This is a genomic window from Bifidobacterium sp. ESL0769 (assembly GCF_029395495.1).
GTDB lineage: Bacteria > Actinomycetota > Actinomycetes > Actinomycetales > Bifidobacteriaceae > Bifidobacterium.
Map to the genome: position 1 here is coordinate 865,425 of NZ_CP113918.1, position 26,339 is coordinate 891,763.

At 50.0% G+C, this 26,339-nt stretch carries 24 protein-coding genes and 1 riboswitch; of the genes, 17 read left to right on the forward strand and 7 right to left on the reverse strand.

Features of this window, described 5'->3' with window-relative positions:
- Positions 1-51 precede the first annotated feature (51 nt).
- The gene (locus tag OZX72_RS03465; RefSeq protein ID WP_277159018.1) at positions 52-1,110 is read left to right on the forward strand and encodes a glycerophosphodiester phosphodiesterase family protein; all 1,059 of its coding nucleotides are present in this window, start codon (positions 52-54) and stop codon (positions 1,108-1,110) included.
- Positions 1,111-1,297: 187 nt separating this feature from the next.
- On the opposite strand, the gene OZX72_RS03470 is transcribed toward OZX72_RS03465, so the two are convergent.
- Together OZX72_RS03470 and OZX72_RS03475 are read right to left on the reverse strand one after the other, a co-directional pair.
- Positions 1,298-2,923: an amino acid permease gene (locus OZX72_RS03470; protein ID WP_277159019.1), complete on the reverse strand. Its 1,626-nt coding sequence runs from the start codon at positions 2,921-2,923 to the stop codon at positions 1,298-1,300.
- Positions 2,924-3,040: 117 nt separating this feature from the next.
- Positions 3,041-3,218, reverse strand: a riboswitch (Lysine riboswitch).
- A 113-nt stretch (positions 3,219-3,331) separates the two neighbouring features.
- Complete coding sequence (locus OZX72_RS03475) at positions 3,332-4,657, reverse strand: serpin family protein (RefSeq protein WP_277159020.1); 1,326 nt, start codon at positions 4,655-4,657, stop codon at positions 3,332-3,334.
- Between the two features lie 564 nt (positions 4,658-5,221).
- Here OZX72_RS03475 and ychF point away from each other — a divergent pair.
- Positions 5,222-6,310: a redox-regulated ATPase YchF gene (ychF, locus tag OZX72_RS03480; RefSeq protein WP_277159021.1), complete on the forward strand. Its 1,089-nt coding sequence runs from the start codon at positions 5,222-5,224 to the stop codon at positions 6,308-6,310.
- Between the two features lie 276 nt (positions 6,311-6,586).
- On the opposite strand, the gene OZX72_RS03485 is transcribed toward ychF, so the two are convergent.
- The 4 genes from OZX72_RS03485 to OZX72_RS03500 all read right to left on the reverse strand — a co-directional run bounded on the left by OZX72_RS03485 (position 6,587) and on the right by OZX72_RS03500 (position 11,784).
- On the reverse strand, positions 6,587-9,001 hold the full coding sequence (locus tag OZX72_RS03485) for a DUF262 domain-containing protein (RefSeq protein ID WP_277159022.1): 2,415 nt from the start codon (positions 8,999-9,001) through the stop codon (positions 6,587-6,589).
- Entirely contained in the window at positions 8,998-9,258 is a 261-nt protein-coding gene (locus OZX72_RS03490) for a hypothetical protein (protein WP_277159023.1), read from the reverse strand. The genes OZX72_RS03485 and OZX72_RS03490 overlap by 4 nt, the downstream gene beginning before the upstream one ends.
- A 29-nt stretch (positions 9,259-9,287) precedes the next feature.
- Complete coding sequence (locus tag OZX72_RS03495) at positions 9,288-10,883, reverse strand: DUF262 domain-containing protein (RefSeq protein WP_277159024.1); 1,596 nt, start codon at positions 10,881-10,883, stop codon at positions 9,288-9,290.
- Between the two features lie 166 nt (positions 10,884-11,049).
- Positions 11,050-11,784, reverse strand: a complete 735-nt coding sequence (locus OZX72_RS03500) for a Fic family protein (protein WP_277159025.1) — start codon at positions 11,782-11,784, stop codon at positions 11,050-11,052.
- Positions 11,785-11,942: 158 nt separating this feature from the next.
- Between OZX72_RS03500 and OZX72_RS03505 the strand changes: the two genes are divergently transcribed.
- The 15 genes from OZX72_RS03505 (at position 11,943) to OZX72_RS03575 (ending at position 24,185) form a co-directional block, all read left to right on the forward strand.
- Positions 11,943-12,209 carry a DUF4160 domain-containing protein gene (locus tag OZX72_RS03505; protein ID WP_277159026.1) on the forward strand — a complete coding sequence of 89 codons (267 nt, stop codon included), beginning with the start codon at positions 11,943-11,945 and terminating at the stop codon, positions 12,207-12,209.
- An 11-nt stretch (positions 12,210-12,220) separates the two neighbouring features.
- Positions 12,221-12,532, forward strand: a complete 312-nt coding sequence (locus OZX72_RS03510) for a DUF2442 domain-containing protein (protein ID WP_277159027.1) — start codon at positions 12,221-12,223, stop codon at positions 12,530-12,532.
- A 78-nt stretch (positions 12,533-12,610) separates the two neighbouring features.
- Complete coding sequence (locus tag OZX72_RS03515; protein ID WP_277159028.1) at positions 12,611-12,913, forward strand: protein-(glutamine-N5) methyltransferase; 303 nt, start codon at positions 12,611-12,613, stop codon at positions 12,911-12,913.
- A gap of 253 nt (positions 12,914-13,166) precedes the next feature.
- The gene (locus OZX72_RS03520) at positions 13,167-13,445 is read left to right on the forward strand and encodes a hypothetical protein (RefSeq protein WP_277159029.1); all 279 of its coding nucleotides are present in this window, start codon (positions 13,167-13,169) and stop codon (positions 13,443-13,445) included.
- Between the two features lie 328 nt (positions 13,446-13,773).
- Positions 13,774-14,724 carry an ornithine carbamoyltransferase gene (gene argF, locus OZX72_RS03525; protein ID WP_348519670.1) on the forward strand — a complete coding sequence of 317 codons (951 nt, stop codon included), beginning with the start codon at positions 13,774-13,776 and terminating at the stop codon, positions 14,722-14,724.
- A gap of 143 nt (positions 14,725-14,867) precedes the next feature.
- Entirely contained in the window at positions 14,868-16,409 is a 1,542-nt protein-coding gene (locus OZX72_RS03530) for a YfcC family protein (RefSeq protein ID WP_277159031.1), read from the forward strand.
- Between the two features lie 141 nt (positions 16,410-16,550).
- The gene (locus OZX72_RS03535; RefSeq protein ID WP_277159032.1) at positions 16,551-17,420 is read left to right on the forward strand and encodes an arginine deiminase family protein; all 870 of its coding nucleotides are present in this window, start codon (positions 16,551-16,553) and stop codon (positions 17,418-17,420) included.
- A 14-nt stretch (positions 17,421-17,434) separates the two neighbouring features.
- A complete protein-coding gene (locus OZX72_RS03540) occupies positions 17,435-18,424 on the forward strand; it encodes an NAD(P)-dependent oxidoreductase (RefSeq protein ID WP_277159033.1) in 990 nt (329 codons plus the stop codon).
- Between the two features lie 32 nt (positions 18,425-18,456).
- Entirely contained in the window at positions 18,457-19,404 is a 948-nt protein-coding gene (arcC, locus tag OZX72_RS03545; RefSeq protein ID WP_277159034.1) for a carbamate kinase, read from the forward strand.
- Between the two features lie 372 nt (positions 19,405-19,776).
- Complete coding sequence (locus OZX72_RS03550; protein WP_277159035.1) at positions 19,777-21,189, forward strand: hypothetical protein; 1,413 nt, start codon at positions 19,777-19,779, stop codon at positions 21,187-21,189.
- Positions 21,190-21,376: 187 nt separating this feature from the next.
- Positions 21,377-22,072 (forward strand): SDR family oxidoreductase, encoded by a 696-nt coding sequence (locus tag OZX72_RS03555; RefSeq protein ID WP_277159036.1) that lies wholly within the window; start codon positions 21,377-21,379, stop codon positions 22,070-22,072.
- A gap of 153 nt (positions 22,073-22,225) precedes the next feature.
- The gene (locus OZX72_RS03560; RefSeq protein WP_277159037.1) at positions 22,226-22,435 is read left to right on the forward strand and encodes a zinc ribbon domain-containing protein; all 210 of its coding nucleotides are present in this window, start codon (positions 22,226-22,228) and stop codon (positions 22,433-22,435) included.
- A gap of 66 nt (positions 22,436-22,501) precedes the next feature.
- Entirely contained in the window at positions 22,502-22,858 is a 357-nt protein-coding gene (locus OZX72_RS03565) for a DUF488 domain-containing protein (RefSeq protein ID WP_277159038.1), read from the forward strand.
- Positions 22,859-23,068: 210 nt separating this feature from the next.
- Positions 23,069-23,494 (forward strand): nuclear transport factor 2 family protein, encoded by a 426-nt coding sequence (locus OZX72_RS03570; RefSeq protein WP_277159039.1) that lies wholly within the window; start codon positions 23,069-23,071, stop codon positions 23,492-23,494.
- Positions 23,495-23,729: 235 nt separating this feature from the next.
- Positions 23,730-24,185 carry an Hsp20/alpha crystallin family protein gene (locus OZX72_RS03575; protein WP_277159040.1) on the forward strand — a complete coding sequence of 152 codons (456 nt, stop codon included), beginning with the start codon at positions 23,730-23,732 and terminating at the stop codon, positions 24,183-24,185.
- 336 nt (positions 24,186-24,521) lie between these two features.
- Here the strand turns inward: OZX72_RS03575 and OZX72_RS03580 are convergent, their stop codons facing one another.
- Positions 24,522-26,180: an ABC transporter substrate-binding protein gene (locus tag OZX72_RS03580; RefSeq protein WP_277159041.1), complete on the reverse strand. Its 1,659-nt coding sequence runs from the start codon at positions 26,178-26,180 to the stop codon at positions 24,522-24,524.
- Between the last annotated feature and the right edge of the window lie 159 nt (positions 26,181-26,339).

Consider the following 26,339-nt stretch of genomic DNA (forward strand, 5'->3'; position numbering starts at 1 on the left):
GCAAAATCATCGAAGCGGCAGATAAACGCAAGCCGGAAAAGGAAATCAGCAATGAAATCCAAGTCGTTGGCACCTCGCGTCTTACTGGCTGGTGCCGCGCTTGTAGGTGCAGGGCTTTGGGCGTTGGCTCCGCGTTCGCGCGAGGACCGCGAACGCCAGAACGTCATGAGCATGCCCGATGTTTTCTATGCCCATCGTGGTCTGCACGACGCCGGTTCGGGACTCACGAAACAATACCGGAAGACCGACGACGATTATATCGAACTTGCGCGTCGCATGGCCCGCAAGGCCGGTTATGGCGTGGGTCCGGAAAACGACGAGCGACCCATCGCCCCGGAAAACTCGCTCGCCGCTTTCGCCGCCGCCTGCGAAGCCGGGTACGGCATCGAGCTTGACCTGCAGCTCACCGCTGACAACAAGGTCGTCGTGGTCCATGACCCGGATCTGCTGCGCGTGGCCGGTTGCCCGCTGCGGATTGCAGACCTGACGTATGACGAATTGCGTCACATCCCGCTCTTCCCGAATCCCAGTGTATACGGGGACGCCAAGGCCGAGACGCTTTCGCAGGCGGAACTGGAAGCGGAGAAAATCATGCCGTTGCCGCAGCAGAGCCAGTACCAGCATGTCCCGCTGTTTTCCGACGTCTTGAAAGTCGTTGCCGGACGCGTGCCGATGATCGTCGAATACAAGTTTGAGGGCAATGAATGGGGCGCGCGCCAAAAGCTGCTGATGGAAAGCGGCGACGCTTTGCTGCGTGGCTACGACGGCCCGTACGTGGTGGAGTCTTTTAATCCGCTGGCGATGCGTTGGTATCGTCAGAACCATCCTGAGGTTTTCCGTGGCCAGCTTGCCCAACCGAGCGGATTCACCGGCAAATCCATAGAAAATGCGGTGGCATGGCTCGCCGGAAAGCTTGGTTTCAACTGGATTTCGCGCCCGGATTTCGTGGCCTATGATTGGTCCGGCGGCCATTCTTTGCCGCTGCGTCTGGTCCGTGCGTTGGGTGTTGTGCCGGTGGCTTGGACTCCGCGCAGCGCGGAGGAGCTTCAACACTGCGGCCGCGATTTTGATTACTTTATCTTTGAATCGTTTGTGCCACAGAAGGACTAAGCTACTTTCCGATTCGTGATATTGACCTTGGTTGGCCGGATTATGCGCCAAATCGCCGGGAAAATATTGCCTAGTCGTGATAATGATTCATAGAATTCATAGAAAGGTGCGTCTGGCAAGTCCGACAGTTTGATTTGCCGGACTTGCCAGACGCACCCAAAACCAATAAATCAAATCTCTGCTTCGTCTAAGCCACTGTCTCCTGGTGTTCCTTGGAAATGTCGGTTGGGGAAACGTCCACTTCATCCAGGGGAATGATGTGGGTGTGGTTCTTGATTTTGTAACCGAAATAGAGAATGAGCACGAGCGGCAGGCCGATGTAGGTGATGCCAATCTGCTGCCAATCCCAGTGAATGAACGCGTCGATGTTCTGTCCGCCGATGACGATGATGCACAGGATGAGTGCGAGGATTGGGCCCAGTGGGAAGAGCTTGGCGTGGTACTTGAGCTCCGAGAGCTTATGCCCCTGACGGATGAAGGCACGACGGAAGCGGAAGTGGCTGATGGCGATGCCGACCCAGGCGATGAAACCGGTCAGGCCCGAAGCGGCGACCAACCACATATAGATCTTCTCGCCGAAAATGGAGGAACCGAACGTGGCCAAGGAAATCACGGTGGTGACGATCAGCGCAGGCATCGGAATACCGTGTTTGGTGGTGCTGGAGAAATATTTCGGCGCATAACCTTCTTCGGCCAATGAGTAGAGCATGCGCGTGGAGGCATACATTCCGGAATTCGCCGAGGAAAGCACGGCCGTCAAAACGATGGCGTTCATCAGTGTAGCCGCGAAACCGAGCCCTGCACGGTTGAAAACGAGGGTGAATGGAGACATGGCGATATTGCCGTTGGCGGCCGAAAGCAGATTCGGGCTGTCATAGGGAATGATGGCGGCAATGACGAAAATGGAGAGGAAATAGAAGATCAGTAGGCGCCAGAACACGCTGTGAATCGCTTTCGGCACTGCATGTTCCGGATCTTCCGATTCCCCGGCCGTCACGCCGACAAGTTCGGTACCTTGGAAAGAGAATCCCGCAATGAGGAAAACGTTCAGAATCGCAGGGAAGCCCCCGACGAACGGGGCTTTCTTGTAGGTGAAGTTACCGAGTCCCACAGCTGGATGGAAGAAGATGCCGCAGATTATGCACAGACCGATAACTAGAAAAGCGATGACGGTGACGATTTTAATCAATGAAAGCCAGTATTCGGTTTCCCCGAACGCCGAAACCGTCAGCGCGTTGATGAGGAAAATGACGGCCAACACCAACATGCTCCAGATCCAGCCGGGAGTGTCTGGCAGCCAGTACTGGATGAGCAGGGCGGCGGTGGAGATGTCGACGGCGACGGTGATGGCCCAGTTGAACCAATAGTTCCAGCCCATCGCGAAGCCGAGCGCCGGATCGACGTATTTGGCGTTGTAGGTGGCGAAAGAGCCGGAGACCGGCTGGTTGGTGGCGAGCTCGCCAAGGCTGGTCATCAAAAAATAGACCATGATGCCCATGGCGACATAGGCCACAAGCCCGCCGCCCGGGCCCGCTTTCGAGATGGTGGAGCCGGAGGTCATGAACAGGCCCGTGCCGATGCAACCACCGAGGGCAATCATCGAGATATGACGGGTCTTGAGGTTGCGCTGTACACCGTTTGTCTGCTTGGATTTGTTTTTATCGTCGATGGGCGGGATGGGGTGTACGGCGGCGGTTTTGATATCAGACGTGTATGGCCTGTCCTTTGCCGCCGTTCCTGACTGCTGGCTTGATATCCGTGTCGGTGCAGTTGTGCTGTCCGTGTGCCCGGTATGGCCGGTTCCTGCCGGCATGCTGTTTCCTTCCGATAGGGAAGAAGCCTACAGATGGTGGGATTGCCATTTACGTTCTTGGTCGGATGAGTCAAGGGGAAGACCACGCCTCATCGCGAAAAAGCCTCACAAACGATTCCCATCGATAGCGCTCCGCGGCGTTGGCCGCGACAGTCCTGGATTTCTTGAACCCAGGCCCAACTTCCTGCCGCGGAGGCGACCGGAAATTTCGGCTGAACTCCCTTTTGCCGACCTTCGCGGGCACCGCCGTGCCTCTGGTCGGTTACTGATGGGTTCAGCGACCTCTTCTGTGATTGATAACAAGAGCGACTATAGGGGATTTTCGCGACAAATGATGAGGATTGTCCACGGATAACCCCCATGATGTCGTATTTGGTTCATTGATTTGCTTCCTCGTTGATCGGCTGATTACAGATTTCGCACAATTCCGACGAACAGTGGGACTCCGTCAGGCGTGTCGTATTCATAGAGGAACGGATGGTCAACAATGAATGATACAGATTTATCTATTCCAGGATTTGGCGCGCTGGTCTTCATATCGATTTTGTTGTATGCGGCAGCTTTGACGCCGGTTTCGCCCACGTCAATGCTGGTGCCTTGGATGATTCGACCGATGTAGAGGGGATCTTTGTTGGTCATTTTGGAAAAATTCGCGCGTGATGGGTTGAAAGCGGAACGAATGCCGAGCTTTCTTAAAATTGATATCGAATCGTCGAACGTATTGGCAATCTTGAACTTCGGAAGACTGAGATCGACTTCGGTTGGTTCGCTTTTCGCGTTGAACATGGCGCGTAGCGAGTCGGTTTTTCCCGCTAGGTCGTTTGCCGCTGTTTTTTGGTCGGGCAACACGATTTTCAGTTTGGATCCGTCGTCGAATGCTTTGTCGAGGCGCCTGAACCCTTTGCCTCTGGCCATATCCATCGTTCCGCTCTGGCTCATCATGGAGACCTTCGAGTCCCCTTTTTCTCCGTGGAACGGTTGGTCGGATGTGTTGTCCGCGTCGAATGGGTCTTGCCATTTCCCGTTTGCATACACGGTGTTGAGGAGCGTTAGGATTGCGTTGTCATCAGTGAAATTAGGCTTGAGAATCCCGTGAGTTTTCCTATCCACCCATGAGCTCATTTGCTCGGAGGCGTCACCCGAGACCGTTTTCATCTCGGCGGAGAAGCCATGTTTCATATCCTTCCTGAAATCCTTGTCGAGGGGATGTCCTTTCTGAATCCATATCGAATTGGCGGTCTGCATCTTTGATTTGCCATGACGTCTGCCGTTGATGGAGAGCATCAGTGAATGATAATCGTCTGTGTTGGGCTGTTTATCGTCGTTGAGGGCAGCCTGCATTTCGTTTTTCGTAGTGCCGGCAGCTCCCTGTTCGGCCATGGAAAGTGCCGTCCACATCGAAGCGGGGGAATAGTTGGTATTGCCTTTGTCATCAGACAAGTCTTGGCTGGTAAGAAAAAGTGAAGAGCTGTTGTACGCAAATTGTTGGACGCTGGCTTTGACGGTTTTACTCGGGGGCGTTGCTTTGGGGTGGAGGATCAGCGCCCATGTCCCGTATGCTGCTGCGATGAGGAGAGCCACGATGACGCACACGCTCACTATTCGGGTCGGGATGCGTGAAAAACGGTGTCGGCGTTGTGAAACTACGATCTCTGGATCGTGTGGTGTTGAGGAAGATTCTGTTGGCTTGTGAAGGCGTTGCGCGTTGGAGCCTTTCTTGTCGTGATGTTTCATGATGCGTTCCCGCCTGCTGAAAGTGGCATATTTCTTCGTCTGTGTCCTTCCGCCGTTGGTAGTGTAGCTGTCAAGTGCTGATAACGATTGATTTCTATTCTAATAAGCTATCACTTCGATTCCGATAGAAACTGATAGTCTGATTCTTGTTGCCGAATCTTCGAATGAATGGTTTGGAAGCTGTCTTGCCTCAATCGATTCATCTTGCTTTAATCAAAATGTCGGCGGCGGTCGGCGTTGTCGATGTTCCATTACAATCGAAAACGAATAATTTGTGATGTTCGTTGTCGTCGGGCGTATTTATATGTTCGGCTCAGTCCTACATTGAGCCGTTCACGGCATGAGTCGATTCGATTGTTTACCTGATATAATTGGATGGTTCGCAACCCCGATGGCCATTGACTACTCTGATTCACTCGGTGAGATTGTTCATTAGAACCGTCAGGAATTGGATAGCGTTGTGGTTCTTGCCCTTGGAGCGTGGAGCTATCTTTTGGCAAACTGGGCGTTTGTGTACTGTGTGGAGCGAATCGCTTTCGTCCGCTTTGCCGCTAGACTTGAAGTATGTCTTTAACTATCGGAATCGTCGGTCTGCCCAACGTCGGCAAGTCCACCATGTTCAATGCCCTGACCCGCAACAACGTGCTTGCGGAAAACTACCCGTTCGCCACCATCGAGCCGAACACCGGCATCGTGCCGCTGCCTGACAAGCGGCTTCCTGTGCTGGCCAAGTTGGTGGGCACCGAGAAGATCGTGCCGGCCACCGTCACCTTTGTCGACATCGCTGGCATCGTCAAGGGTGCCTCCGAGGGCGAGGGCCTGGGCAACAAGTTCCTGGCCAACATCCGTGAGGCCGACGCGATCTGCGAGGTCGTGCGCGCCTTCAAAGATGATGATATCGTCCACGTCAACGGCAAGGTCGACCCGTCTGACGACATCGACACCATCAACACCGAGCTCATGCTCGCCGATCTGCAAACCATCGAGAACGCGCTGCCTAAGCTCGAGAAGGAGCTGCGCGGCAAGAAGGTCACGCAGGAATACATGGACGCGGTCAAGAAGGCACAGTCGATTTTGAGTGAGGGGGAGACCATCGACCACGCCGCATCCGCCGGCAAGATCGACAAGGCCGATATTTATGACCTGCACCTGATGACCGCCAAGCCGTTCATCTACGTCTTCAATGTCGACGACAACGAACTTTCCGACAAGGACTTCCAGAAGCAGCTCGCCGATTCCGTGGCGCCTGCACAGTCGATTTTCCTCAATGCTCAGTTCGAGTCCGACCTGACTGACCTCGACGAGGCCGACGCCCGAGAAATGCTCACCGATGCCGGCTTGAAGGAATCCGGCCTTGACCAGCTGGCCCGCGTCGGCTTCGACGTGCTCGGTCTGCAGACCTTCCTTACTGCCGGTGTCAAGGAAGTGCGCGCCTGGCAGATTCATCAGGGCTGGACCGCCCCGCAAGCCGCCGGCGTGATCCACAGTGATTTCGAGCGTGGCTTCATCAAGGCCGACATCGTCTCCTACGACGATTTCGTCGCTGCCAACGGCAGCATGAACGAAATCAAGGAGGAAGGCAAGCTCCGTCAGGAGGGCCGCGACTACGTGATGCAGGACGGTGACATCGTAGACTTCAAGTTCAACGTGTGAGACTGCAATAGTCTGACTCTCAAAAGTGGTTCGATATTTTATAAGTGTCGAACCACTCTTGTTATTTCTAAGTGTGGGTTGGAGAATTTAGCTTACGTTCTTGTGTGTTTTACAATGATACGCACAATCATATTTGGTTTTGATTTAGAGCCTTATTTTATTGTGAATGTGGTTTTGAATTTCTTCATTATAGATTTAATGCCTTTGATCTTTAAAGAGCAGGTTGCACTAGAACTATAGTGCAACCTGCTCTACTTCGGGTTTTAGATACCTCGATTAATTATCGCTTTGAGAAGAAAGTATTTTTTCTATTATTTGTATTGCTTCTTTCGTTGTGTCATAATAATCTGTTTTTCCAGCATTGGTAATTGTTATAACTGGGATAGCATCATAAATTCCAGAATCATTTTTGGTGATTATGTATTCTTTACCAACAGCAATATGTGCATTACCTTTGGAAACCGAGAGATATTTAAATGGTTTATCGTATTTGTCTCCAGGATATAAACGTCCTACATATACATATAAAGTGCAATCAGCTTCATGTTTAAGTTCCCCACAAATAACGCATGCGTCAAGCTCACTGTTCCGGCCGTTTAATTGTGTATTATTGCCGATAGGCAGATAGCATATCTTATCTTCGATTCGGTATTGTTTCAATGAACCTAAGTAAGCCCAAGTTTCGGGATGCTCAATCAATGCGCGAGATTGCCAATCTTGTCTGTTTGAATCCCATTGATATTCTTCGGTTATTTGGTTCAGAATTGGAATTATCTCTGAAGTAGTCAAGTGATTGCAGTCTTCAATTCGTTGAAGTATGTCGTCATATAAATCACGAATTAGATATCGTTTCTCATCTGGAGGATTTCGACGATTTCCGTCTCTGAGCAAGTTTTTCCAACTAATAGATCTTGTAAAGCTTCCTTCTCTAGTGAGATAACTATAAATACTGCTTTGCTTTAAGGAATAATCTCCTTTTGTCAGTAAGGCACGATGGAAAGCTACAGATAGTTCTTCTGTTTCCTCGTCAGGGAATATCACAGAAGTAAGCGCGACATATTGATTGAATTTATCGAGTAGATTATCTTGAGTAAGAGCAGTGTTCTTAGTGGTTTTGTCAATGTTGATGAATGCGAAAAGAAAACCGATTTTACCTTGGAAATAAGTTATATCTTCAGCTTTCTCGATAGCCTCTGTCCAATCCGTGCTTTTAGCAATGAGCCATGACTTCAATTCTTCTTCCTCTATTTGATCATGGGGAGTGAATCCTTGAATATCGGGGAATTGGGCAAAATAATTAATAAGATTATCCGCATAGGGTTGGAAACTTGCAACTGCTTTAACGGCTTGCGTATACTGCCCGAGTGTATTGTATCCTTGCCAAATTTGTGCAGCTTCGGATAAATGAGTAATGATGCGATTCCATTGTTTCCAGGATTTTGCCTCTGGCTGTTTATGAAGAGCATACATGCCATCAACATAAGTCATTGCTGACTCCAACCGCATACGGTCACCGTAGTCGATTGATTGATTAGGATCACTGATATGACGAGTGATGTGGACGATTTCATCAAGAGAGTCCTTTTGAGAAACATAATCGAGATAGTGGGATATTTTGTGTAGTGTTTCGATGCAGATGGTTTTTGCATTTTCTGGAATGCCGCATTCATAATCAGATAAACGACGTTGGTGTGTTATTTCTTCAGCTAGTATTTCCGAAGGGAGCTTATAATTGGTGTCGGCTTTTATTCTTTCTGCCCATTGATTCCATAGACTCCAATTTAGGAATTGCATAAACCAAGCGTCGTATTTATTTCTATTATCGTTAGCAGTATTGTTATTTGCTGCATCCCAGAAGAAATCTGTCCATGCGCCATCCATTTTTTGACGAAAATCAAGGTTTTCTCGATCAGGCAACAGGTCTTTAGATTTTTCTTCAAGTTCAGCCTTTAAACTTTCGAAATCACTCAGTTGTTTGCCTCTGGCATTCATTTTTATATATAGTTCGTCGCCATTGCCGATGTCTTCAATGTCAAGCCATTCGAATCGGATTGGGCAGTCGGCCCCAGTTAATAATGCCCATTGATTAGGATTTGATATTACTGATTTTCCTCTGATTTCATCTAGTACCACAAGCGCTGAAATAATTGTGGGATCATACAGAAAATCTGGACGGAACCAGTGTTTTTCTTCAATAAAAGAAGAAAGATGCTGGTGGTTATTGTCGGTTTGAGACCACATGGCAATGTCTCGTATGATTCTTTCTTGACTCATCAGCTCGAAAAAGTCTTTTGCGGTTTGTCTGGTCTCATAAGAAAAGCGACTGAGGACATTGACAGCTTCAGTAACATCTGCTTCCGGGGTATCAACAAGCATTTGCACAAGAGCACTCCAGTAAATGAAATAGAGAGTGGTAAGTCGTTGTTGCCCGTCCAGTGGTTTGCAGATTGGAACAATATCTCCTTGGGATGTTGTGTCAATTTCTCCATATATAAAATTAAAGCTGAAGTATTTCCCGCTGATTAGATGTTCTTTGACTTCATCTAACACTCCTGATCGAACCGAGTTAGTAGCTTTATCTGATCTACCGTAGACATAGTCGCGCTGGATAGTTGGAATATGAATGGCATAGTGACTTATGAGTTGCCAAAAAGTGATTGATTGACCGTTTTGGAATGGTATGTCGTTCATGCTGTTTTATCCTCACCGTTAAGATAGTTGCTGATAGTTTTGATGATGCCGTAAGGTCCGTGAAGGTAGTCCTCACGATCTTTTGCGCTCCAAATGGAGAAGTTATCAGGATTGTCTGTATAATATTTGAGAAATACATTTTTGGTACAAGGTGGTACGAATGTTGTATTGCGGTCTGCCTCTATAATCCAGCGTCGTTTTTCAAGGAAACTTGCATTTTGATATCCTCGATTAATTTTGGCAGAAAGCAACGCCATGTTGCTGATGTTATTTTCGTCTTCATCCCTCAGAAAATCTCGTATTTGTTGTTTATTCCGATCCCAAAAATTGTGACAGTTTTTTCTGTAAAATCGTCTGATTCCAAGAACTCTTGAATAATACTTATTAGTTTATTTCGAGTGTTTTGTGTCTGGAGAGAGTTGAAAGATTCAGATGTTGTACTTAAGATTAGTTCCTTTAGATCTTTAAAGAATTGTTGTCGTATCTGATTAGCGGTTAAACTATTTTCTTTCTTATTTTTATTTATCTCTTCATCGGTTGGCGGGCCACCAGCTATCGCATGTATGTGTTCTATGTCCCATTTGTCTTTCTTATATAGATCAAATGGGAATCGTGTTTTTGAACTTGTGGTGCTATTAATGGTCAGTAGGTTAAAAAGCAACAAAGCATTACGAATCAAGTTTTGGGTATTGGATTTGGGGTCATTATATTCAAGCTGCTCAATTTGTTGTGGTTCGTTACCATATTCTTTAAGTGAATTTCGGATCTTGTTCCGGATGTGCTCGCGCAATTGAGATTTATCCAGCCCAGAAAATTCTGCATATAAATCGATGATTTTGCTTTTAGGAGTTGTATATTTTTGATTTCCTCGGCATGCAATAAGGTATCCAAAAAGATGATAAAGGTCGTTACTCTGATACCAGTTTTCTAGGTTTGCAAAAATTTCCTTGCAGCTACTCCACATTTCTCGGAGTATTCCTTTACCGGCGTTATTCTTATTTGAAGAGTTATAAATATAAGTAAACATAGCATAGGGGTTGTCAAGATTTTGTGTTTCTGGTTTCGTATTTTGAATGCTTAACCAGATGTCGAAAATCAGATCCATGCGGGTGGAATAGGTATCGCGTTCATCTCCTGTAAGGAAATACCAGAACTCATCGTTTTGTAGTTGTTGCTCCATATGATTCCATTCAATGGCTATAGGAGTCTGCTCATGTCGTTTTATGATTTCTGAGTCACTGAGCAATAAAGCTTTTACAAGCTCTGCATTGGTTAGAGGAATTTTTCCTTCATTGATTTTTCTGAACATATCGATTGAGTCAGTAGATGAAGGAACCTCATACCAGATAACCTTAACGTTTTTAATAACTTGACACCAAAATCGGTAAAGATCAGGTTTTTCTTTCTGATGCTCATTAGCCCAACTATCGATGCAATCAAAAGCCTGAGACATAAAATAGAAATCGGGATTGTCCAATGCTTTTTGTCGGTAAGCTTTGTTGGTAAGACTTAGCGATTCTAGAAATTCCTCGCTGTTTTGCCTTGTTTCATAGGTAATGGTGTACTTGACCCCATTTTCCACAACATCACAATAGCGCCCAAGAATATACAACGTGGTGAGTCGTTGTTGTCCGTCAATGACTTCATAGACATTGTTTTCGCGGTGCCGGACGACGATTGGTTGAAGACAGTATTGTAAATTCTTATCATTATCAAAATATGGGCTTAAATCGTCCATTAGTGTATTAATTTCGGTTTTGCCCCAGCGATATCCGCGCTGATAAGAAGGTACTGAGAAACAGTAGTTTTCGTCTTGTTTATCTGGCTTTAAATTTTGTATGGATCTCATACGAATTTGAGTATTAGATAACGGCTGTGTCATTTGCATCCTTACATAGGATAATATATTTAATTGTCATATAAATTATAGGCTTAAGTGTCTATATATAGTATGTCCAAATCTAGTAATTTGTGACAATCTTATTGCCGATAATTTTTGATACTAGGTAGTATCTTTTATGACGATTTTCTCCCGGAATGCTTTCTATTTAAATTTTGCTTGACTGGTTTCTTATACGATTTTTGTTCCAGTTAGTCAGCCAATTGATGAGGAATATGTCATCGTCTAAGTACCAAGTGCTCAGCTTGTCATTGAACGTTTCGCGGTCTGGCGGCTCCACTGGCACGGCGAGCACATCGGATGAGCCCAGTTTGAGCAGTAGCCCATTGGCGGCGAGCAGGACCGTACGTTTGTTGCCATCTCCGAATGGTTGCATTTTCGCCAGTGTGGCGAACAGATGTGAAGCCTGATTCAGCGCTTGCGAAGCTTTCAGAGGCTTTGTTGTATCGAGGGTGTCTAGAGACAATGTTGTATCGTCGTTTGAAACTTGATTCAGTTCCTGTTCAATTGCCGCGGCAGAAGGTACCGGTGGAGTATAAGTGCCTCGGTGAGTGAAGACAATAACGTTTTCAGCAGTTCTTAAAACGCCAGGTTCCATTGCAGCAGTGCGGGTCATCTTTGCGTTGATACCGGTGAACCAGTCCAAATCCATGGGACGGGTCGAGTAATCGTATTCAATGACGTAAGAAGAGGCATCTTTCAAATCGCAAAGCAATACATAATCATTACGTGACCCCACTACCTTGGGATTGCCGGTATGCAGAAAATCCTCGGTAGCCATCAGTGAGGTATTGAGCCCATCAAAGGTGCGCCCCATCCGATAGAGCAATCCTGCGAGTCCTTTGACCGTCATCAGGGGAGAGGCGTTGTGCCGCGTCGTCATAATTGCTCTCCTTGTTGATGTCATAAATCAAGATTCCATTGTGAAACATTACGATTCACAGTGACTTTTCGATTATAGAGGATATCAGGAAAGAGTTTTCAAGATTACAGATTTCCCCTACAATGAGATTTAGAGCTAGGACTTAAAGAGGTGATCAGATGCCAGAAGTAAGTAGATTCTTCGGAATCATTATAAAGATGATGTATCAGGATGAAGGCAAACATCATAAACCACATGTGCATGTAAAATATGGTGATTTCAAAGCATCGATTGGCATTGATGGTGAAGTGCTGGCTGGTTCTTTACCGGAAAAGCAATATAAACTAGTAGCTGCTTGGCTCGAATTGCATGAGGAAGAGTTGTATGGTGCATGGAATGAAGCTGTAGAAGGTAAGCCTTTTGCCAAGATTAAGCCGCTGTCTTAAGGAGATTTTCTATGTTTGTACAAAATGGGATTGTTTATGCTGACTCTCCAATTAAAGAGATGGAGGTACGTGATGCCCGTGTAACCGGCGACCATATCATGGTGGTGACGTTTTCGAACGGAGAGACACGACTTTGCGATTTTACCGAGATGTTTGATGATGTTCCTGCGTTTGCTCCATTACGAGATGAAGCCGTTTTCGAGGATTTTCGGATAGATGATGGTGTCTTGACATGGCAGGACGGATCAATCGATATCGCTGCTTCATATCTTTATAATCATTCGTATGAATACGATGTCCGTGCTCGGCTTGTGACGGCGTAAAGAAATAAAGGGAATAAAAAGCCGGTTGTTAACCAGCATGAGAGTGAACCTGTTAGCTAGTGCAGAAAGCAGGTTTCTTTGAGCGAGATTGTTACTATGAAACTCGGTTCTCGCAAGACGGTTCGACATGAAGAGTTGCCCGATGGCGGCTACCGCGAATTCGTAGGCTGGCAGGGGGGTATGTCGCCCAAAGAAGTGTGGCAGGCAGGTAACAGCTGGTGGAAGCTTGAGCCAGATCGCGCTGTACGCTGCGATTTGGCGGTCACTCTCAATCCTGGAAACGTTGTCGTTTGCGTAGCCAAGATTCGTGGCCTGATTAAGCGCGAGGATATGCGCATGGGTTTCATTGGTGAACCGGTGGAAAGCAAATACGATGCATAGCTTGGCAAGAGTCTCAAGCGCAACAATTCCAAGAATCCGATTGCTTATTTTGACGAGTGCGATGTCCTTGTTTCCGATGAAGTAAAGAAAAAGCACCAAGATTCTTAATCGCGAATAATTCACAAAACTAAAGTTGAAAGAAACAAGTTGTACATCCTCGGCGTACTTCCGCAGCGGTACTTATGGATTTGTTTGATTCCTATTTGTATTGGCATTGTCCTACTACCTGTTTCTTTAAAAATGAAGCAGATAAGTGAAGCCTGTTCAAAAAGATTCCGGGAACGGAAAGAAAGCGGGAGAACTTTCTCAAGGCTTGAGACGGATGCAAGAGAAATATGGTCAAGCGTTGAAGTTGATTTCGAATGAATATCGTCATGCAAATGAATTAAGTTATTTCATTAAGCATTTAAAAAATAGTGATGATTCATTTGCTGATATTGCTGAACAATATGAGATTGAGAACCTACATTGCTTTCAGTATGGGCTGTACGACACGCCGATAAATGTGATTTGTTTAACGGGAAAATTGTAATTCAATATCCTTTCAAACCTCAATCGACACAACGCTTGAGCGTTTAAACAAATCGTCATTCAGTGTATAGTGACGCAGCTCACTATCGTGTATTAGATTGACCCGGTAAACGAAACGGACTATGCTTTGAAATTAGCCAAGGAGGGGACACCTCGAGAAATCAAGGTGTATAACTGCCCGAGTTTTTTGGGGTGCTGTCCGTCGGGCGTACTTAACGAAGAGTATCGTCAGCTAATCGACGGACTGTAAGGTGGTTATTATGACTGAATTGTCCCATTTCCAAGGGCGTAGTTTGCTCTCTACACGTGATTTCACAAAAGAAGAACTCATGTGGCTTATTGGGTTTGCGATCCATCTCAAGGAATTGAAGCGCAACAACATCCCTCATCGTTATCTTGAAGGCAAGAACATCGCGTTGCTCTTCGAGAAGACCTCGACGCGTACTCGTTCCGCTTTCACCACCGCAAGCATCGATCTCGGCGCTCATCCCGAATTCCTCGGCAAGTCGGATATCCAGCTGGGCAAGAAGGAGACCGTACGTGATACCGCGTTGGTCTTGGGCTCCATGTTTGACGGCATTGAATTCCGTGGATTCAAGCACGAGCACGTTCTGCAGCTTGCGAAGTATTCCGGGGTACCGGTCTGGAACGGGCTTACCGATCAGGAGCACCCGACGCAGATGCTCGCCGATTTCATGACGATTCTTGAGGAGTTTGGCACTCTTGAGGGTAAGACGTTGGCTTATTGCGGACAAGGTCGTAACAATGTCCAGAATTCGCTGATGATTACCAGTGCCATTCTCGGTGTGAATTATGTGAATGCGACTCCTGAAGATCTGGCTCCGGATCCGGCCATTGTGAAGGTCGCCGAAGGCTTCGCAGCAAAGTCGGGGTCGACCATCAAGGTTACTTCCGACCCGGTCGAGGCTGTGCGTGATGCCGATGTCATCTACACGAATGTATGGGCTGCGATGGGTGAAGAGGCGCAGTTCTCCGAACGTGTTCGCGTGATGCGTCCGTATCAAGTCAATTCTGAATTGCTCTCCAACGTTCGTAACCCCAACTACATCATTCTGCATTGCCTGCCTGCGTTCCATAACGCCGAGACCGATTACGCCAAGGATATCCAGGAGCGTTTCGGAATCAGCGAGATGGAAATTACCGACGAGTGCTTCTATTCGTCGCACGCACGTCAGTTCCAAGAAGCTGAGAACCGTATGCATAGCATCAAGGCTATCATGGCGGCGACCTTAGGGAATCTTTACGTCCCTAGCATCTGATGCATTGATGCTCCTCTGATTATTTTCTATTCCCGGACCGGGCTCCTGTAATTTCCTCGTATTATGGGAGCCTGGCCGGGGCATAACTTTAGCCATTCATCTGGTACCAGTGTGGGTACCAGTATATGAAAAAGGATTTTCTTATGTCACAAACTACTGTTGCAAAATCTGATGAAAAGAAGGATGTCAAGCCCAAGCGTCGCAAGTCGATGCCGAATACTTATGTCATTCTCTTCCTCATTATCGTAGTAATTGCCGTTCTCACATGGTTTGTTCCCGGCGGAGCCTATAAGGCGGATGCCACGGGCCACGCGATTTCAGGTACGTATCACAGCGTGAAGTCGACGCCGCAGGGCATATGGGATATGCTCATGGCGCCTATCACCGGTATGCTCGGCTCCAAGACCATTGATCCGGCGATTCCGATTTCGCTGTTCATTATGCTTTTCGGCTCCTTCCTCGAAATGATGGAAGAGAGCGGGGCTCTGAAGATCGGTCTGCGCAAGATCGCAATTGCGAGCCAGAAGAAGCTGCTGCTGCTCATCGTGGCACTTACCAGCATCATGAGTGTCTTGGGAACCATCGAAGGTGCATATGAGGAAGGCATCGTCTACCTGCTGATGTTCCTGCCATTGCTTCTGGCGATGGGACTCGATACCGTCACCGGCACCATGATTATCGTGCTTGGTACTCAGGCAGGCTGCCTGGCGTCTACGATTAATCCGTTCGCTACTGGAATCGCTTCGGGCATCGCTCGTATTTCCGTCGGCGACGGCCTTGGCTTGCGTGTCATCATGCTGGTCGTATTCACTGCACTGGTCTCGTTCCTCATTTTCACCTATGCCAAGCGCGTTCAGAAGGACCCCTCCCGTTCAATGCAGTATTACCGCAGAGACAAGGATCTTGAGCTGTTCCCGACCGCAGAGGATGACTCTCATCTTTCCCTTTCCGGAGCTCAGAAGGCTTCCTTGTGGCTGTTCGTCGCGACCTTCGTGATTATGGTTGTCTCGCTCATTCCCTGGACGGGACTCAACTCGAAGTGGACGTTCTTCGAGACCTTCGCTACTTGGATTGGCAAGACGCCGGTGCTTCGCGTGTTGCTTGGCTCTGACATCACCCCGTTCGGCTCTTGGTATTTCGCTGAGCTTTCGATGCTGCTGCTGGTCATGTCGTTCATCATCGGCAAGGTCATGGGTTACACCACCGACAAGATTGTCAACATCATCATTCGTGGCGCCTCCGGTCTGGTGTCCACGGCGTTGATCGTGGCGATGGCCCGTGGTATCCAGGTCGTTATGGATGACGGCCAGATTACGCCGACCATCCTGCACATGGGTGAGAGCTCGTTGGCCGCGCTGCCTCCGATCGCATTCATGATCGTCTCACTCATCTTCTACACCCTTATTGCCTGCCTCATCCCCAGCTCAACTGGACTTGCGGCTGCGACCATGGCCATCATGGCATCGTTGGCCGGCTTCGCACACGTTCCTGCGGCGTTGATGGTTACGATTTACTGCATGGCCTTGGGCTTGGCGAAGATGATTACACCAACATCCATCGTGCTGATGACGTGCCTTCAGGCCGCGCATATTTCGTATGGGAAATGGATACGTTTTATTGCGCCGTATTGGGCGATCCTCTTTGGTACATGCTGCGTCATCCTTGTCATTGCGGCGCTCATCTGAGCGTTTCCCGCACTGATATTTCACACTGATATTCCTACAGAGAAGTGTTTTTTCTCTGCTTATCAGATAAGGTTTTGTTTAGTCTTAAAAACTAGACAAATAAAAAATAAAGGTATAAATAATAAGAAAGGTTGGGCCATCATGAATGCCCCAGCAGATACAAGCAAAACATATGTAACCAATGCGACTAATCCTCTGAAGAAGGTGATGATGTGTTCACCGGTGGGCTATAAGTTCAACGATATCAACGTCATCACCACCGAGTGGATGAAGAAGGGTGACACCGAAAAGAACGACGTCATGGTCCGTGAATGGCAGACCCTGGTCGATGCCTATAAGGATAACGGCATCGAGGTCGTTCAAGTCGAGCCGCATCCTGAGTGCGAGGTCATGACGTTTTCCCGTGACTATGGCTGCATGGTCAAGGAAGGCGCCATCATCGGCCACTTCCGTCACCCGGCACGTCAGATTGAAACCAAGTACTATGAGGCGAAACTCAAGGAAATGGGCGTTCCGATCATCGCCAGGGTCAACGCCGGCTGCATGGAAGGCGGAGACTTCTGGATGCTTGATGAGCACACGCTGGCTTGGGGTGAAGTCGACCGCACCGACGAAGCCGGTGTCGCCAACCTCCGTGAGCAGCTGTGGAAGTACGGCTATACCGTCGTAGGTGTTCCTGTCAACCCGGACAACCTCCATCTTGACATGTGCTTCAACATCGTCGCCCCGCAGGTCGCGCTGGCCGTCATCGATCAGCTTCCTTATCAGTTCGTGAAGGCTCTGAAGCGTCGTAACTTCGAGCTCATCCCTGTGGATGCTCAGGATGTGTTCAAGCATGGCTGCAATGTCGAGGCAATCGGCAACGGCAAGGTCATTGCCATCGAGAAGAACAAGCACATCAACGATAAGATGCGTGCTCTCGGCCTCGATGTCATTGACGTGCCCTTCGATCAGATTCTGCACGCCGGCGGTGGTCCTCACTGCCTGACTCAGCCTATTGAGCGTCCGTGAGAAAAGGCTCTGTAATGCATATTCTTATCTGTGATTATCCGGATTCAATGATGCCGGACCATCGCTTGGAAATGCAGACGCTGAGAGACGGATTGGGCGACGACACCGTCATCGATGTACTCGAGTATGACGATTCGCGACGTGACGAGTTTCTGCAAGCCGTGAGCAAGGCAGATGCGCTGTTGACTGCGTTCGTCAATGTCGATGCTTCGGTGATGGATGCCGCGCCTAATCTCAAGGTCGTTTCGTTGAATTCCACAGGATATGATCGTGTGGATCTCAAGGAAGCGACCAAGCGGGGCATCGGTGTATGCCCTGTAGGCGAATACTGCACAACGGATGTCGCGGAAGCGGCTGTTGCCTTCGTGCTGGCCCTGCACAAAAGGATTAAGCCTTATGGTCAGCAAATCGACAGGGATCATGTATGGGATTTCTCTGCATTCCCGGCTTGGCCGCGTTTGCAGGACCAGAGCGTGGGTATCTTCGGTTTCGGCAAGATCGGCAAGGCGACTTCGCGCAAGCTGATGGGCCTGGTCAAAGACATCTCTGTTTATGATCCCTATATCAGCAATGAGTCCGCTCTCGCTGCAGGGGTAACCATGAAGGACAAGGATGAGCTGCTTGCAACAAGCGACGTCATCATCAATATCATGAACCTCAACGATACTAACAGCGGCTTCTTCAACGCCGATGCATTTGCAGCGATGCAAAAAAAGCCGTTGTTCGTCAATGTCAGCCGTGGCCTGTGTGTAGATGAGTCTGCACTGTTGGAAGCACTCGATTCCGGACAGATTCGTGGCTATGCGGCCGATGTGTTGAGCGACGAGACGCCCGACTTGGCCAATAATGCCTTGGTCGGCAGGGACAACGTGCTCCTGACCCCGCATTCTGCGTTCTATTCCACAACCTCAATGGAAGCTTTGCAGCGTTTGTCTTGCGAGAACATCGTGCACTTCCTGAAAGGTGAAAAGGAAAGGGTGTTCAAGCTCGTTAATGCAGTGTGAAACTCCGTTCGCACTGGAAAGGAAATAAAAATATGTCTACAGATCCACGTAGCGTACTCGCGCTTGGTGGCAACGCTTTGGGGAACACACCTCAGGAACAGCTCGAGCGGGTTCGAGATACCGCCAAAGCGCTCATTGAGATGATCATGCATGACAATGAGATTATTGTCACCCATGGCAACGGCCCACAGGTCGGCATGATTCAGAAGGCGTTTTCCGTCGCGTCCCAGACGGATCAGAAAATACCTTCGATGCCATTGCCTGAGTGTGGGGCGATGAGCCAAGGCTACATTGGATATCATTTGCAGCAAGCACTGCAGAATGAGATCAAGCGGCGCGGCAAGCAATGGCATGTCTCTTCGCTTGTCACGCAGATTGAAGTCGATCCCGCTGATCCGGCATTCAACAATCCGACGAAGCCTGTTGGAGCTTTCCTCACCGAAGAACAGATGAAGAAAGCGTCCCAAGAGTCGCCCGATCTGAAGTTTGTCGAGGATTCGGGCAGGGGATGGCGTCAAGTAGTCGCCTCGCCGGCCCCGTTGCGAATCGTCGAAAAGCCGTCGATTCTCAATTTGCTTGATTCCGAGTTCATAGTGATTTGCTCCGGAGGCGGAGGGGTTCCCGTTGTCAGCAATAAGGATGGCATGCTTCAGGGTGTTCCCGCCGTCATCGACAAGGACCTCGCTGCGGCCGTTTTGGCCGAGGATGTCGGCGCGCAGACGCTGTGCCTTCTGACTGCGGTCGACAGGGTGGCGATTAACTTCGGCACTCCGCAGCAGCAAGATCTTAACGATCTGACAACCGCCGAGGCCCGCAAGCTGTGCAAAGAGGGCCAGTTTGCTCCCGGTAGCATGCTTCCCAAGGTGCTTGCGGCTATACGCTTCGCGGAATCTGGTCCGGGTAAGGTTGCCGTCATCGGTTCGTTGCAGCAAGCGGCAGCGACGCTTGCAGGTACCGCCGGGACACGCATCCACGCCTGAAACTGATTATATGTGGCAAGGAGAAGACTCACAGTGGTGATGGGTAGCGCATGGTATGCCGCCCATCACCACTGTGGGTTGTATCTAGTGTCCCGGCGGAATTGAGTTGAAAGTTCTCAAAATTTTCGTGTCGTTGGGTCAATGTGTTCCTGGTGGTGTTTGTTTTATGGTTCAAATTTATAGATTTTTCATTAATCATGAGAATCGAAGGTGATTTTCTTGAAATCCTTGCATATATTGGATTTTATTGTTATCGGATTGTATTTCGTAGTCCTGATAGGTATAGGGCTTTGGTCGTTGCGTAAAACCAAAAATCGCGATGACTACCTCGTTGCTGGCCGCCGTTTGCACTTTCCGTTGTTCTTCGGGTGTATGGCGGCCATGGCTGTAGGTGGTGCCGTTACCGTCGGCGGAACCGAGAAAGGCTATTCCGACGGCATCGCCGGTGCCTGGGTGGGTACTTCGCTCGGTTTGGGCCTTATAGCGCTCGGAATCTTGGTCTCCAGCAAGCTCAGTAAGCTGAGCGCATTGTCAATCAATGAAGTGATCGAACGCAACTATGGTGCCAGTGCCCGTGTTTTCGGGGCCGTTCTCACCATCATCTACACGGTTTCTCTGACAGTGGTTCAGGTGGTATCGATGGGCGCCATCGTCTCTGGCATCTTCAAGATTCCGAAAGTCTGGGCCATCATCGGTTCGGGCCTGGTCGTGGTTTTCTATACCTTCCTTGGCGGTATGTGGTCGGTGACCATGACCGATATCGTCCAATTCATCATCAAAACGCTTGGCGTGATGATCTTGGTGCCTATTTTCGTGCTCAGCAACCCTGCTGTCGGGGGAATTGCCGGATTCGTCCAGCACATCCCTGCTACCCATTGGAATCTGGGTGCCTACGGTTTCTCAGGAACACTTCATTGGATTCTACTTTATGTTCCCGGTCTGGTAATCGGCCAGGATATGTGGCAGCGCATCTTCACGGCCAAGACGCCGAAGATCGCACGCTGGGGCACGATTACCGCCGGCATCTATGCCATCTTCTATTCACTGGCTGCGGTCATGCTGGGAATGTTCGTGTGTGCGGCCGGATTCAAATTGAGCGATCCCTCGCTGGCATTCGAAACGGGTATCTCCGCTTTCCTGCCCACTGGTCTTGTCGGTCTATTGCTTGCAGCGGCGCTTGCCGCGGCCATGTCGGTGGCATCGGGAACGATATTGGCCTGCTCGACGGTCATTTACAATGATTTGTATCTGCGTTTCGTCAAGGGCCAGAAGAGCTCCGAAGCCTCTGCCGTTTCCGATGGTCAGGATGCCAAAAACGACGTCAAGGCGGAAGCTGCGAATGAAGAAGCCAAAAAGAATCATGGCGGCAATGATGTGTGGATCAATCGTGGAATCGCCATCGTCGTCGGCATCGTCATTATCGCTTTGTCGTTGCTGATCAGCGATATCTTCAAGGCGCTGGATCTTGCCTACGGTTTCCTTTCCGGCTGTGTCTTCATCCCTGTGATTTTCTCCTTCGTATTGAAGAAGATCTCCCGTTTCGCCGGTTTCGCCTCGTTGTTCGCCAGTACGGCCGCCGTGTCCGTCACCATGATCTACGGTGAGCTGACCAAGCAGACCGAGTTTGCCGTCGGTGGCAATTGGCCCATTATTTTCGGAATTTCGGTAGGCCTTATCGTCTATCTCTTGGTGACGGCGCTTGACAAGCATAAGGTGACTCCGAACGTATCGGCGGATGAAGTGGAACCTGCAAAGGATGCCGTAGCCGTCGCAGATGCCTCGTGAAGTCTAAAAAGCTGCGGGCTGGTCGCGTTTTCAGACCGACACCGCAGCTGGCGCAATCAGATGATTGATTATAGCTGTCCGCGAACGTATACGGCGGTGTGATAATTGTTTGATGCGCGGTCAGTGAAGAAGCGGATGGCGCATGAGGCAGGCGCACAAGGCGCCATTCGTGAAAGGTTTGACGAGTATGTCACAGATACAACAACAGCGGAAAGTCATTGTTCTGGGCGGACACGGGAAGGTGGCGTTGCTTGCCGAGCCGAAGCTTAAGGAAGCCGGTTTCAACGTCGATGCGGTGATCCGCAACCCGGCGCAGTCCGACGACGTGCGCAAGGCCGGCGCGAACCCGGTGGTCTTCGATATGGAACATGCCAACGTCGACAGCTTTGCTGGTCTGTTCGAAGGCGCCGTTGCCGTCGTGTTCTCGGCAGGTGCCGGCGGTGGGGATGACGTTCGTACCCATGCCGTCGATTATCAGGCAGCGGTCAACGCGATTGATGCGGCCGAAAAGGTGGGTGTGCGCCGCTTTGTCATGGTTTCGTATGATACGGCTGACCGCGATCCGCAGGAGATGGGCTGGCCTGACTCGTTCATCACGTATGCACAGTCTAAGCACGATGCTGACGCCCACTTGCGTGATTCCTCGCTTGAATATACGATTCTCGGCCCCGGCCTGCTTACGCTTGAGCCGGAAACCGACAAGATTGTCTTGACCGATGACCATACGATGATTGACGGCAAGCCGGCAACCAGCGAGCAAAGTGCGACCTCGCGCGGCAACGTCGCGGCGGTCATCGCCCGCGTGCTCGGTGCCGATGTCGCCAAGCGTAAGACCATCGATTTCTACGACGGTGACAAGCCGATCGACGAGGTTCTGGTCTGAAGTTCAGATCGAAATCTGATTCTGACATATTGCCGCTCCCGAAAGCACAGGCTTCGGAAGCGGCATTTTTATGCCAGCGCTGTATGGTTAGATAGACTATTGAGAGATATACAAACATGTTGAGAGATGTACAAATATAAAGAAAGGCCCCCGATGGAGCAGAAACAGTACGTATGTGTCAAGTGCGGCTGCCAGCACTACACCTCCGATCAATTCCAAGCGACCGGCGGTGAATTCGCCAAGCTGTTCAACGTACAGAACAAGAAATTCATTACCGTCAGCTGCACCCAGTGCGGCTACACCGAGCTCTATCGTGCCGAAACCGACGCCGGCATGAACATTCTTGATTTCCTGATGAGCTGATGTCTGTTGTTCTGACCTTATTTGCGTTACGCTTTAGGTAGTTGTCAAGCCAAAGGGGCGGAAGATATGACGATTGCGTTGAAGCGGGTTTATGAGGTGGCCGAGGATTCGGATGGCTATCGTGTGTTGGTCGACCGGCTTTGGCCTCGCGGCATTTCCAAGGTGAACGCGAAGCTCGACTTGTGGCTCAAGGAGATCGGCCCGACCACGCAGCTGCGTAAGTGGTTCGGTCACGACCCCGCCAAATTCGATGAGTTCGCCGATAAATACCGCAAGGAACTGGACAATAACACGGAAACGGTCGACAAGCTGGTTGCGATATGCCGCGACCAGCCGAAAGTCACTCTGCTATACGGCGCCAAGGACCCGGCGCACAATCAGGCAGTGGTTTTGAAAGATTATCTCGCCAGGAAACTTTCATAAATGATTTTCACGTTCTCGCAAAATCGCTTGACCGACGGCTTTCGTAAAGCAATGCGTTCTGTTGTCAAATGCTGTTATTGCGAAATGACGAAAGATAATCGGTCGTATATCAGAAAAGTTCGGTTTCGGACATCCCAAAGTCAGGAATTTCATAGAAAAAATCCTTATTTAGGCCGTGTAAAGCCGTTTGTATAGCGTATGATAATAGTTATGGCGACAGTGACGTTATCAATACCGAGGGCACACAAGCGTGAGCGTGCCATTTCCGACTACTTCAACATGTGGGTGACGCGCGATTTCGATAAACTCGACGCGATTTTCGCTCCGGATTGTGTCTACGAGGAATCCAACGGGCATATCTACGAAAACCGCAACCAGATTCATCATTGGATCGAGGACGCGATGGAGCGTCAGACGATACTGACGTGGAAAGTCAGCTATTTTACGCACGCACGCGGTCGTGAGGGCCAGCCGTCGATCACCGTTTTCTGGACGCTTGCAGGGCAGGAGCGCGAGGGCGAGTCCTATGATTATGACGGGGTTTCGGTCATTGAGTTCAATCGCCAGAACAAGATCAAGCGTGTCCGCGAGTTCACGGCCACACGTCGCCGTGACTACCCGTACAAGGGCGAGTAAAACAGTAGATTTTATTTAAATGTAACAAAACGGGGATTTCCAAAACTTGAGTCGAGGAGACTCAAGTTTTGTTCACTGCAGGTTAAATTCGGGAAGCCGCAGCGGGAATATCGGTTGGACTAAGTGACAAGATAAAGACTTGGAGCCGTGAGGTTCCGGAGCCTCTCGTCACCCGGCTGGCCGGCTTCCGGCCGCGGACGTCATGGCTTGCCTCCAATACTTAGGAGTATTGATTATGGCTATGTTTCCGGCTTTGATGCATGATGCGTTCTCTGATATGTTCGACGATCCGTTCTTCGCCGGTTGGGGTGATTCGAGCTCCCGCATGGGCAACCCGATCTCTTCGGCCAACATGATGAAGACCGATGTTCGCGAGACCGATAAGGCCTACGACGTCTCCATCGATATGCCCGGCTTCAACAAGGACGATATCGCCCTTGAGCTGCACGACGGTTATCTGACCGTCTCCGCCAAGCGTGACGAGAACCATGACGAGAAGAACGATGAAGGCAAGTGGCTGCGTCGCGAACGTTACGCCGGCACCTGCTCGCGTAGCTTCTACGTCGGCGACGAGGTCAAGGAATCTGACATTCACGCCGCCTACAAGGACGGCACGCTGAGCCTCGAAATTGCCAAGGTTCAGCCGCAGCCGAAGGTCGAGGCCAAGCATCAGATTGCCATTGAGGGCTGATTTGCCGATAGGTCGTTTTGACCGATAAAACGCGCAGGCCGTTTGGTTGGGAATACCAATCAGACGGCCTTTTCGTTTTGTGTAAATGGGGGAAATAGCTATATGTGCTGAGGGCGGTCAATTCGGCGATTGTGAGATGCTTATGCCAATTGTTACTTCTTTGGCGTCCTGTTTCTTGCATTTGCGTCACGAAATGCAAGAAATGCGTCGCTGGGATTGTTTTCATCGTCCCATTTCTTGCATATGGTTACGAAAAGTAAGAAATGGGACGCCGGACCCACCTTACGTGGTGGCAACCAACCTCCGGTTCCGTTTTCGCCCCTGAATTTTCCTGTATTACTTCGTGATCTTCTCGTATTCGGGAAGGCCCATATAGTTGAAATCGACCTTGACGTTTTTGGTGCTGCCGGCGGCCACGTTCGCGTACCACAAAGGAATCACTGGCAAGTCGCGCAGCAGCGTCTCTTCGGCCTGCTGATAAGTTGAAATCGAGTCTGACAGCGAAGGTTGCGCTGCCGCCTTGTCGATCAAAGAGTCGAATTCCGCACTCCTGTAATCGCCGTTGTTGAGCCCCTTCCCGTCAGCCGCCGAAGAATCGTAGGCCTGCACAAGGTAGCCTTCCGGATGCGGGTAATCCGATTGCAGCCCTTGCACGAAAGCCGCGTTGATGGTCCGGTTGTGCACCGCCCCGCTGAATTCCTTCTGCGTGGGCAGCGCATAAGGTGCGGCGTCAATCGAAAGCGAGTTCTTGATCGAGTTGACGATGGCCTCCACCCAGGGCTTGAACCCGCTGTCGGCGCTGTAGGCCAGACGGAACTGCCCGTCGAAGGGAGCAATGGCATCGGCCTTTTTCCACAGTTCCCGCGCCTTCTTCGGGTTGTAGCCGATGACGTCGGCGCCGACGAGTTTGGTGGAGTAGCCCGCAATGGTGGGGGCTGTGAAGTCCGTGGCCATCTTGGCCGTGCCGTGCAGCACTTTGGTGGTGATGTCTTTGCGGTCGATGGAAAGCGAAATCGCCTCGCGCCGCAAGCGGCCTTCCTCGCCGCTGAAATGCTTGAGATTCTGGGGGATGGTGAAGGATTTGAAGGCCGGACCGGGCTTGACGTAAGGGGTGACGTCCTTGTCCGAACGGAACGTGGTCAGCGCCGAGTTGGGGATGGCGTCGAGCACGTCGAGATTGCCGCCTTCGAGATCCGAATACGCCGAATCGACGTTCGTGTAAAGCTTGAAGGTAAGCCCTGAATTTGCTGGTTTGCGAGGGCCTTTGTAGGTCTTGCTCGGTGTCAGCCGTATCTCCCGGTCGTGGGTCCAGGATGTGAGTTTGTATGGCCCGTTGCCCACTGGATGCTCACCGAACGCCTTGATATCGGCGAATGCGCTCGAAGGCATTGGCAGGAACGCCACATCGCCGACCTTGTAGTTGAACGACGAATCGTGGCCGTTGATATCGACCTTGAGCGTGTTGTCGTCCACGGCGTGCAGACCGGAAAGCTGCGCCTTCGGGTCGCCTTTCTCGTTCTGCAGCGCGTCGTAGCCCGCGATGGTCGAGAAGATGGAGGCTCCCATCATGCCATTGGCGGCGTTGGCGGCGAACGACCAGGATTTTGCGTAGGTTTCGGCGGTGATGCGCTCGCCATTGGAGAAGGTGAGTCCTGGCTTCAAAGTGATGGTGTATTGCGAGGCGTCGGCGTTGGAGGTGATGGATTGTGCCCCGGCGTTGACGAGTTTGCCGTCCTTGCCGAACGTGACCAGCCCTTCGAACAGTTGGGTGACGACCTTCCAACCCGCGGTGTCGTCGGTGTTGGAGGGGACAAGGCCCACTGCGGGCTCGACGTTGTTGACCACCACCGGTTGCTGTGACGCGGAGCCTGTTGAGGAAGCGTCGCCCTGCCTCGTCCCACCTGTCGATCCGCCGCAACCGGCCAAGGCCATGGAGACGCTGAGAGTCAGTGCCAAGCCTGCGATGGCGGTGTTGATGGTGTTTCGAGTGGACATGTGGGCGACCTTTTCTCGCTGGGGTTTATACAGCTTTGAGTTGTGCTATCCACCATATCGGCCCCATCCCCGTTAGCGAGGTGTTTGAAACATAAATTTGGCGGATAGGTGAACGTGAGATTATCGGCGTTGTTTATGACATCTTATCAAAGCTTGCTA

Bases quoted from the DNA above. Each gene is read 5' to 3' on its own strand.
- OZX72_RS03475 (WP_277159020.1), bottom strand. From the start codon at position 4,657: ATGAAACATCACGACAAGAAAGGCTCCAACGCGCAACGCCTTCACAAG.
- OZX72_RS03485 (WP_277159022.1), bottom strand. From the start codon at position 9,001: ATGAACGACATACCATTCCAAAACGGTCAATCAATCACTTTTTGGCAA.
- argF (WP_348519670.1), top strand. From the start codon at position 13,774: ATGTGGCTTATTGGGTTTGCGATCCATCTCAAGGAATTGAAGCGCAAC.
- OZX72_RS03500 (WP_277159025.1), bottom strand. From the start codon at position 11,784: ATGACGACGCGGCACAACGCCTCTCCCCTGATGACGGTCAAAGGACTC.
- OZX72_RS03575 (WP_277159040.1), top strand. From the start codon at position 23,730: ATGGCTATGTTTCCGGCTTTGATGCATGATGCGTTCTCTGATATGTTC.
- OZX72_RS03530 (WP_277159031.1), top strand. From the start codon at position 14,868: ATGTCACAAACTACTGTTGCAAAATCTGATGAAAAGAAGGATGTCAAG.
- OZX72_RS03535 (WP_277159032.1), top strand. From the start codon at position 16,551: ATGAATGCCCCAGCAGATACAAGCAAAACATATGTAACCAATGCGACT.
- OZX72_RS03505 (WP_277159026.1), top strand. From the start codon at position 11,943: ATGCCAGAAGTAAGTAGATTCTTCGGAATCATTATAAAGATGATGTAT.
- ychF (WP_277159021.1), top strand. From the start codon at position 5,222: ATGTCTTTAACTATCGGAATCGTCGGTCTGCCCAACGTCGGCAAGTCC.
- OZX72_RS03565 (WP_277159038.1), top strand. From the start codon at position 22,502: ATGACGATTGCGTTGAAGCGGGTTTATGAGGTGGCCGAGGATTCGGAT.
- OZX72_RS03560 (WP_277159037.1), top strand. From the start codon at position 22,226: ATGGAGCAGAAACAGTACGTATGTGTCAAGTGCGGCTGCCAGCACTAC.
- OZX72_RS03470 (WP_277159019.1), bottom strand. From the start codon at position 2,923: ATGCCGGCAGGAACCGGCCATACCGGGCACACGGACAGCACAACTGCA.
- OZX72_RS03495 (WP_277159024.1), bottom strand. From the start codon at position 10,883: ATGACACAGCCGTTATCTAATACTCAAATTCGTATGAGATCCATACAA.
- arcC (WP_277159034.1), top strand. From the start codon at position 18,457: ATGTCTACAGATCCACGTAGCGTACTCGCGCTTGGTGGCAACGCTTTG.
- OZX72_RS03550 (WP_277159035.1), top strand. From the start codon at position 19,777: ATGGCGGCCATGGCTGTAGGTGGTGCCGTTACCGTCGGCGGAACCGAG.
- OZX72_RS03465 (WP_277159018.1), top strand. From the start codon at position 52: ATGAAATCCAAGTCGTTGGCACCTCGCGTCTTACTGGCTGGTGCCGCG.
- OZX72_RS03570 (WP_277159039.1), top strand. From the start codon at position 23,069: ATGGCGACAGTGACGTTATCAATACCGAGGGCACACAAGCGTGAGCGT.
- OZX72_RS03510 (WP_277159027.1), top strand. From the start codon at position 12,221: ATGTTTGTACAAAATGGGATTGTTTATGCTGACTCTCCAATTAAAGAG.
- OZX72_RS03490 (WP_277159023.1), bottom strand. From the start codon at position 9,258: ATGGCGTTGCTTTCTGCCAAAATTAATCGAGGATATCAAAATGCAAGT.
- OZX72_RS03580 (WP_277159041.1), bottom strand. From the start codon at position 26,180: ATGTCCACTCGAAACACCATCAACACCGCCATCGCAGGCTTGGCACTG.
- OZX72_RS03555 (WP_277159036.1), top strand. From the start codon at position 21,377: ATGTCACAGATACAACAACAGCGGAAAGTCATTGTTCTGGGCGGACAC.
- OZX72_RS03540 (WP_277159033.1), top strand. From the start codon at position 17,435: ATGCATATTCTTATCTGTGATTATCCGGATTCAATGATGCCGGACCAT.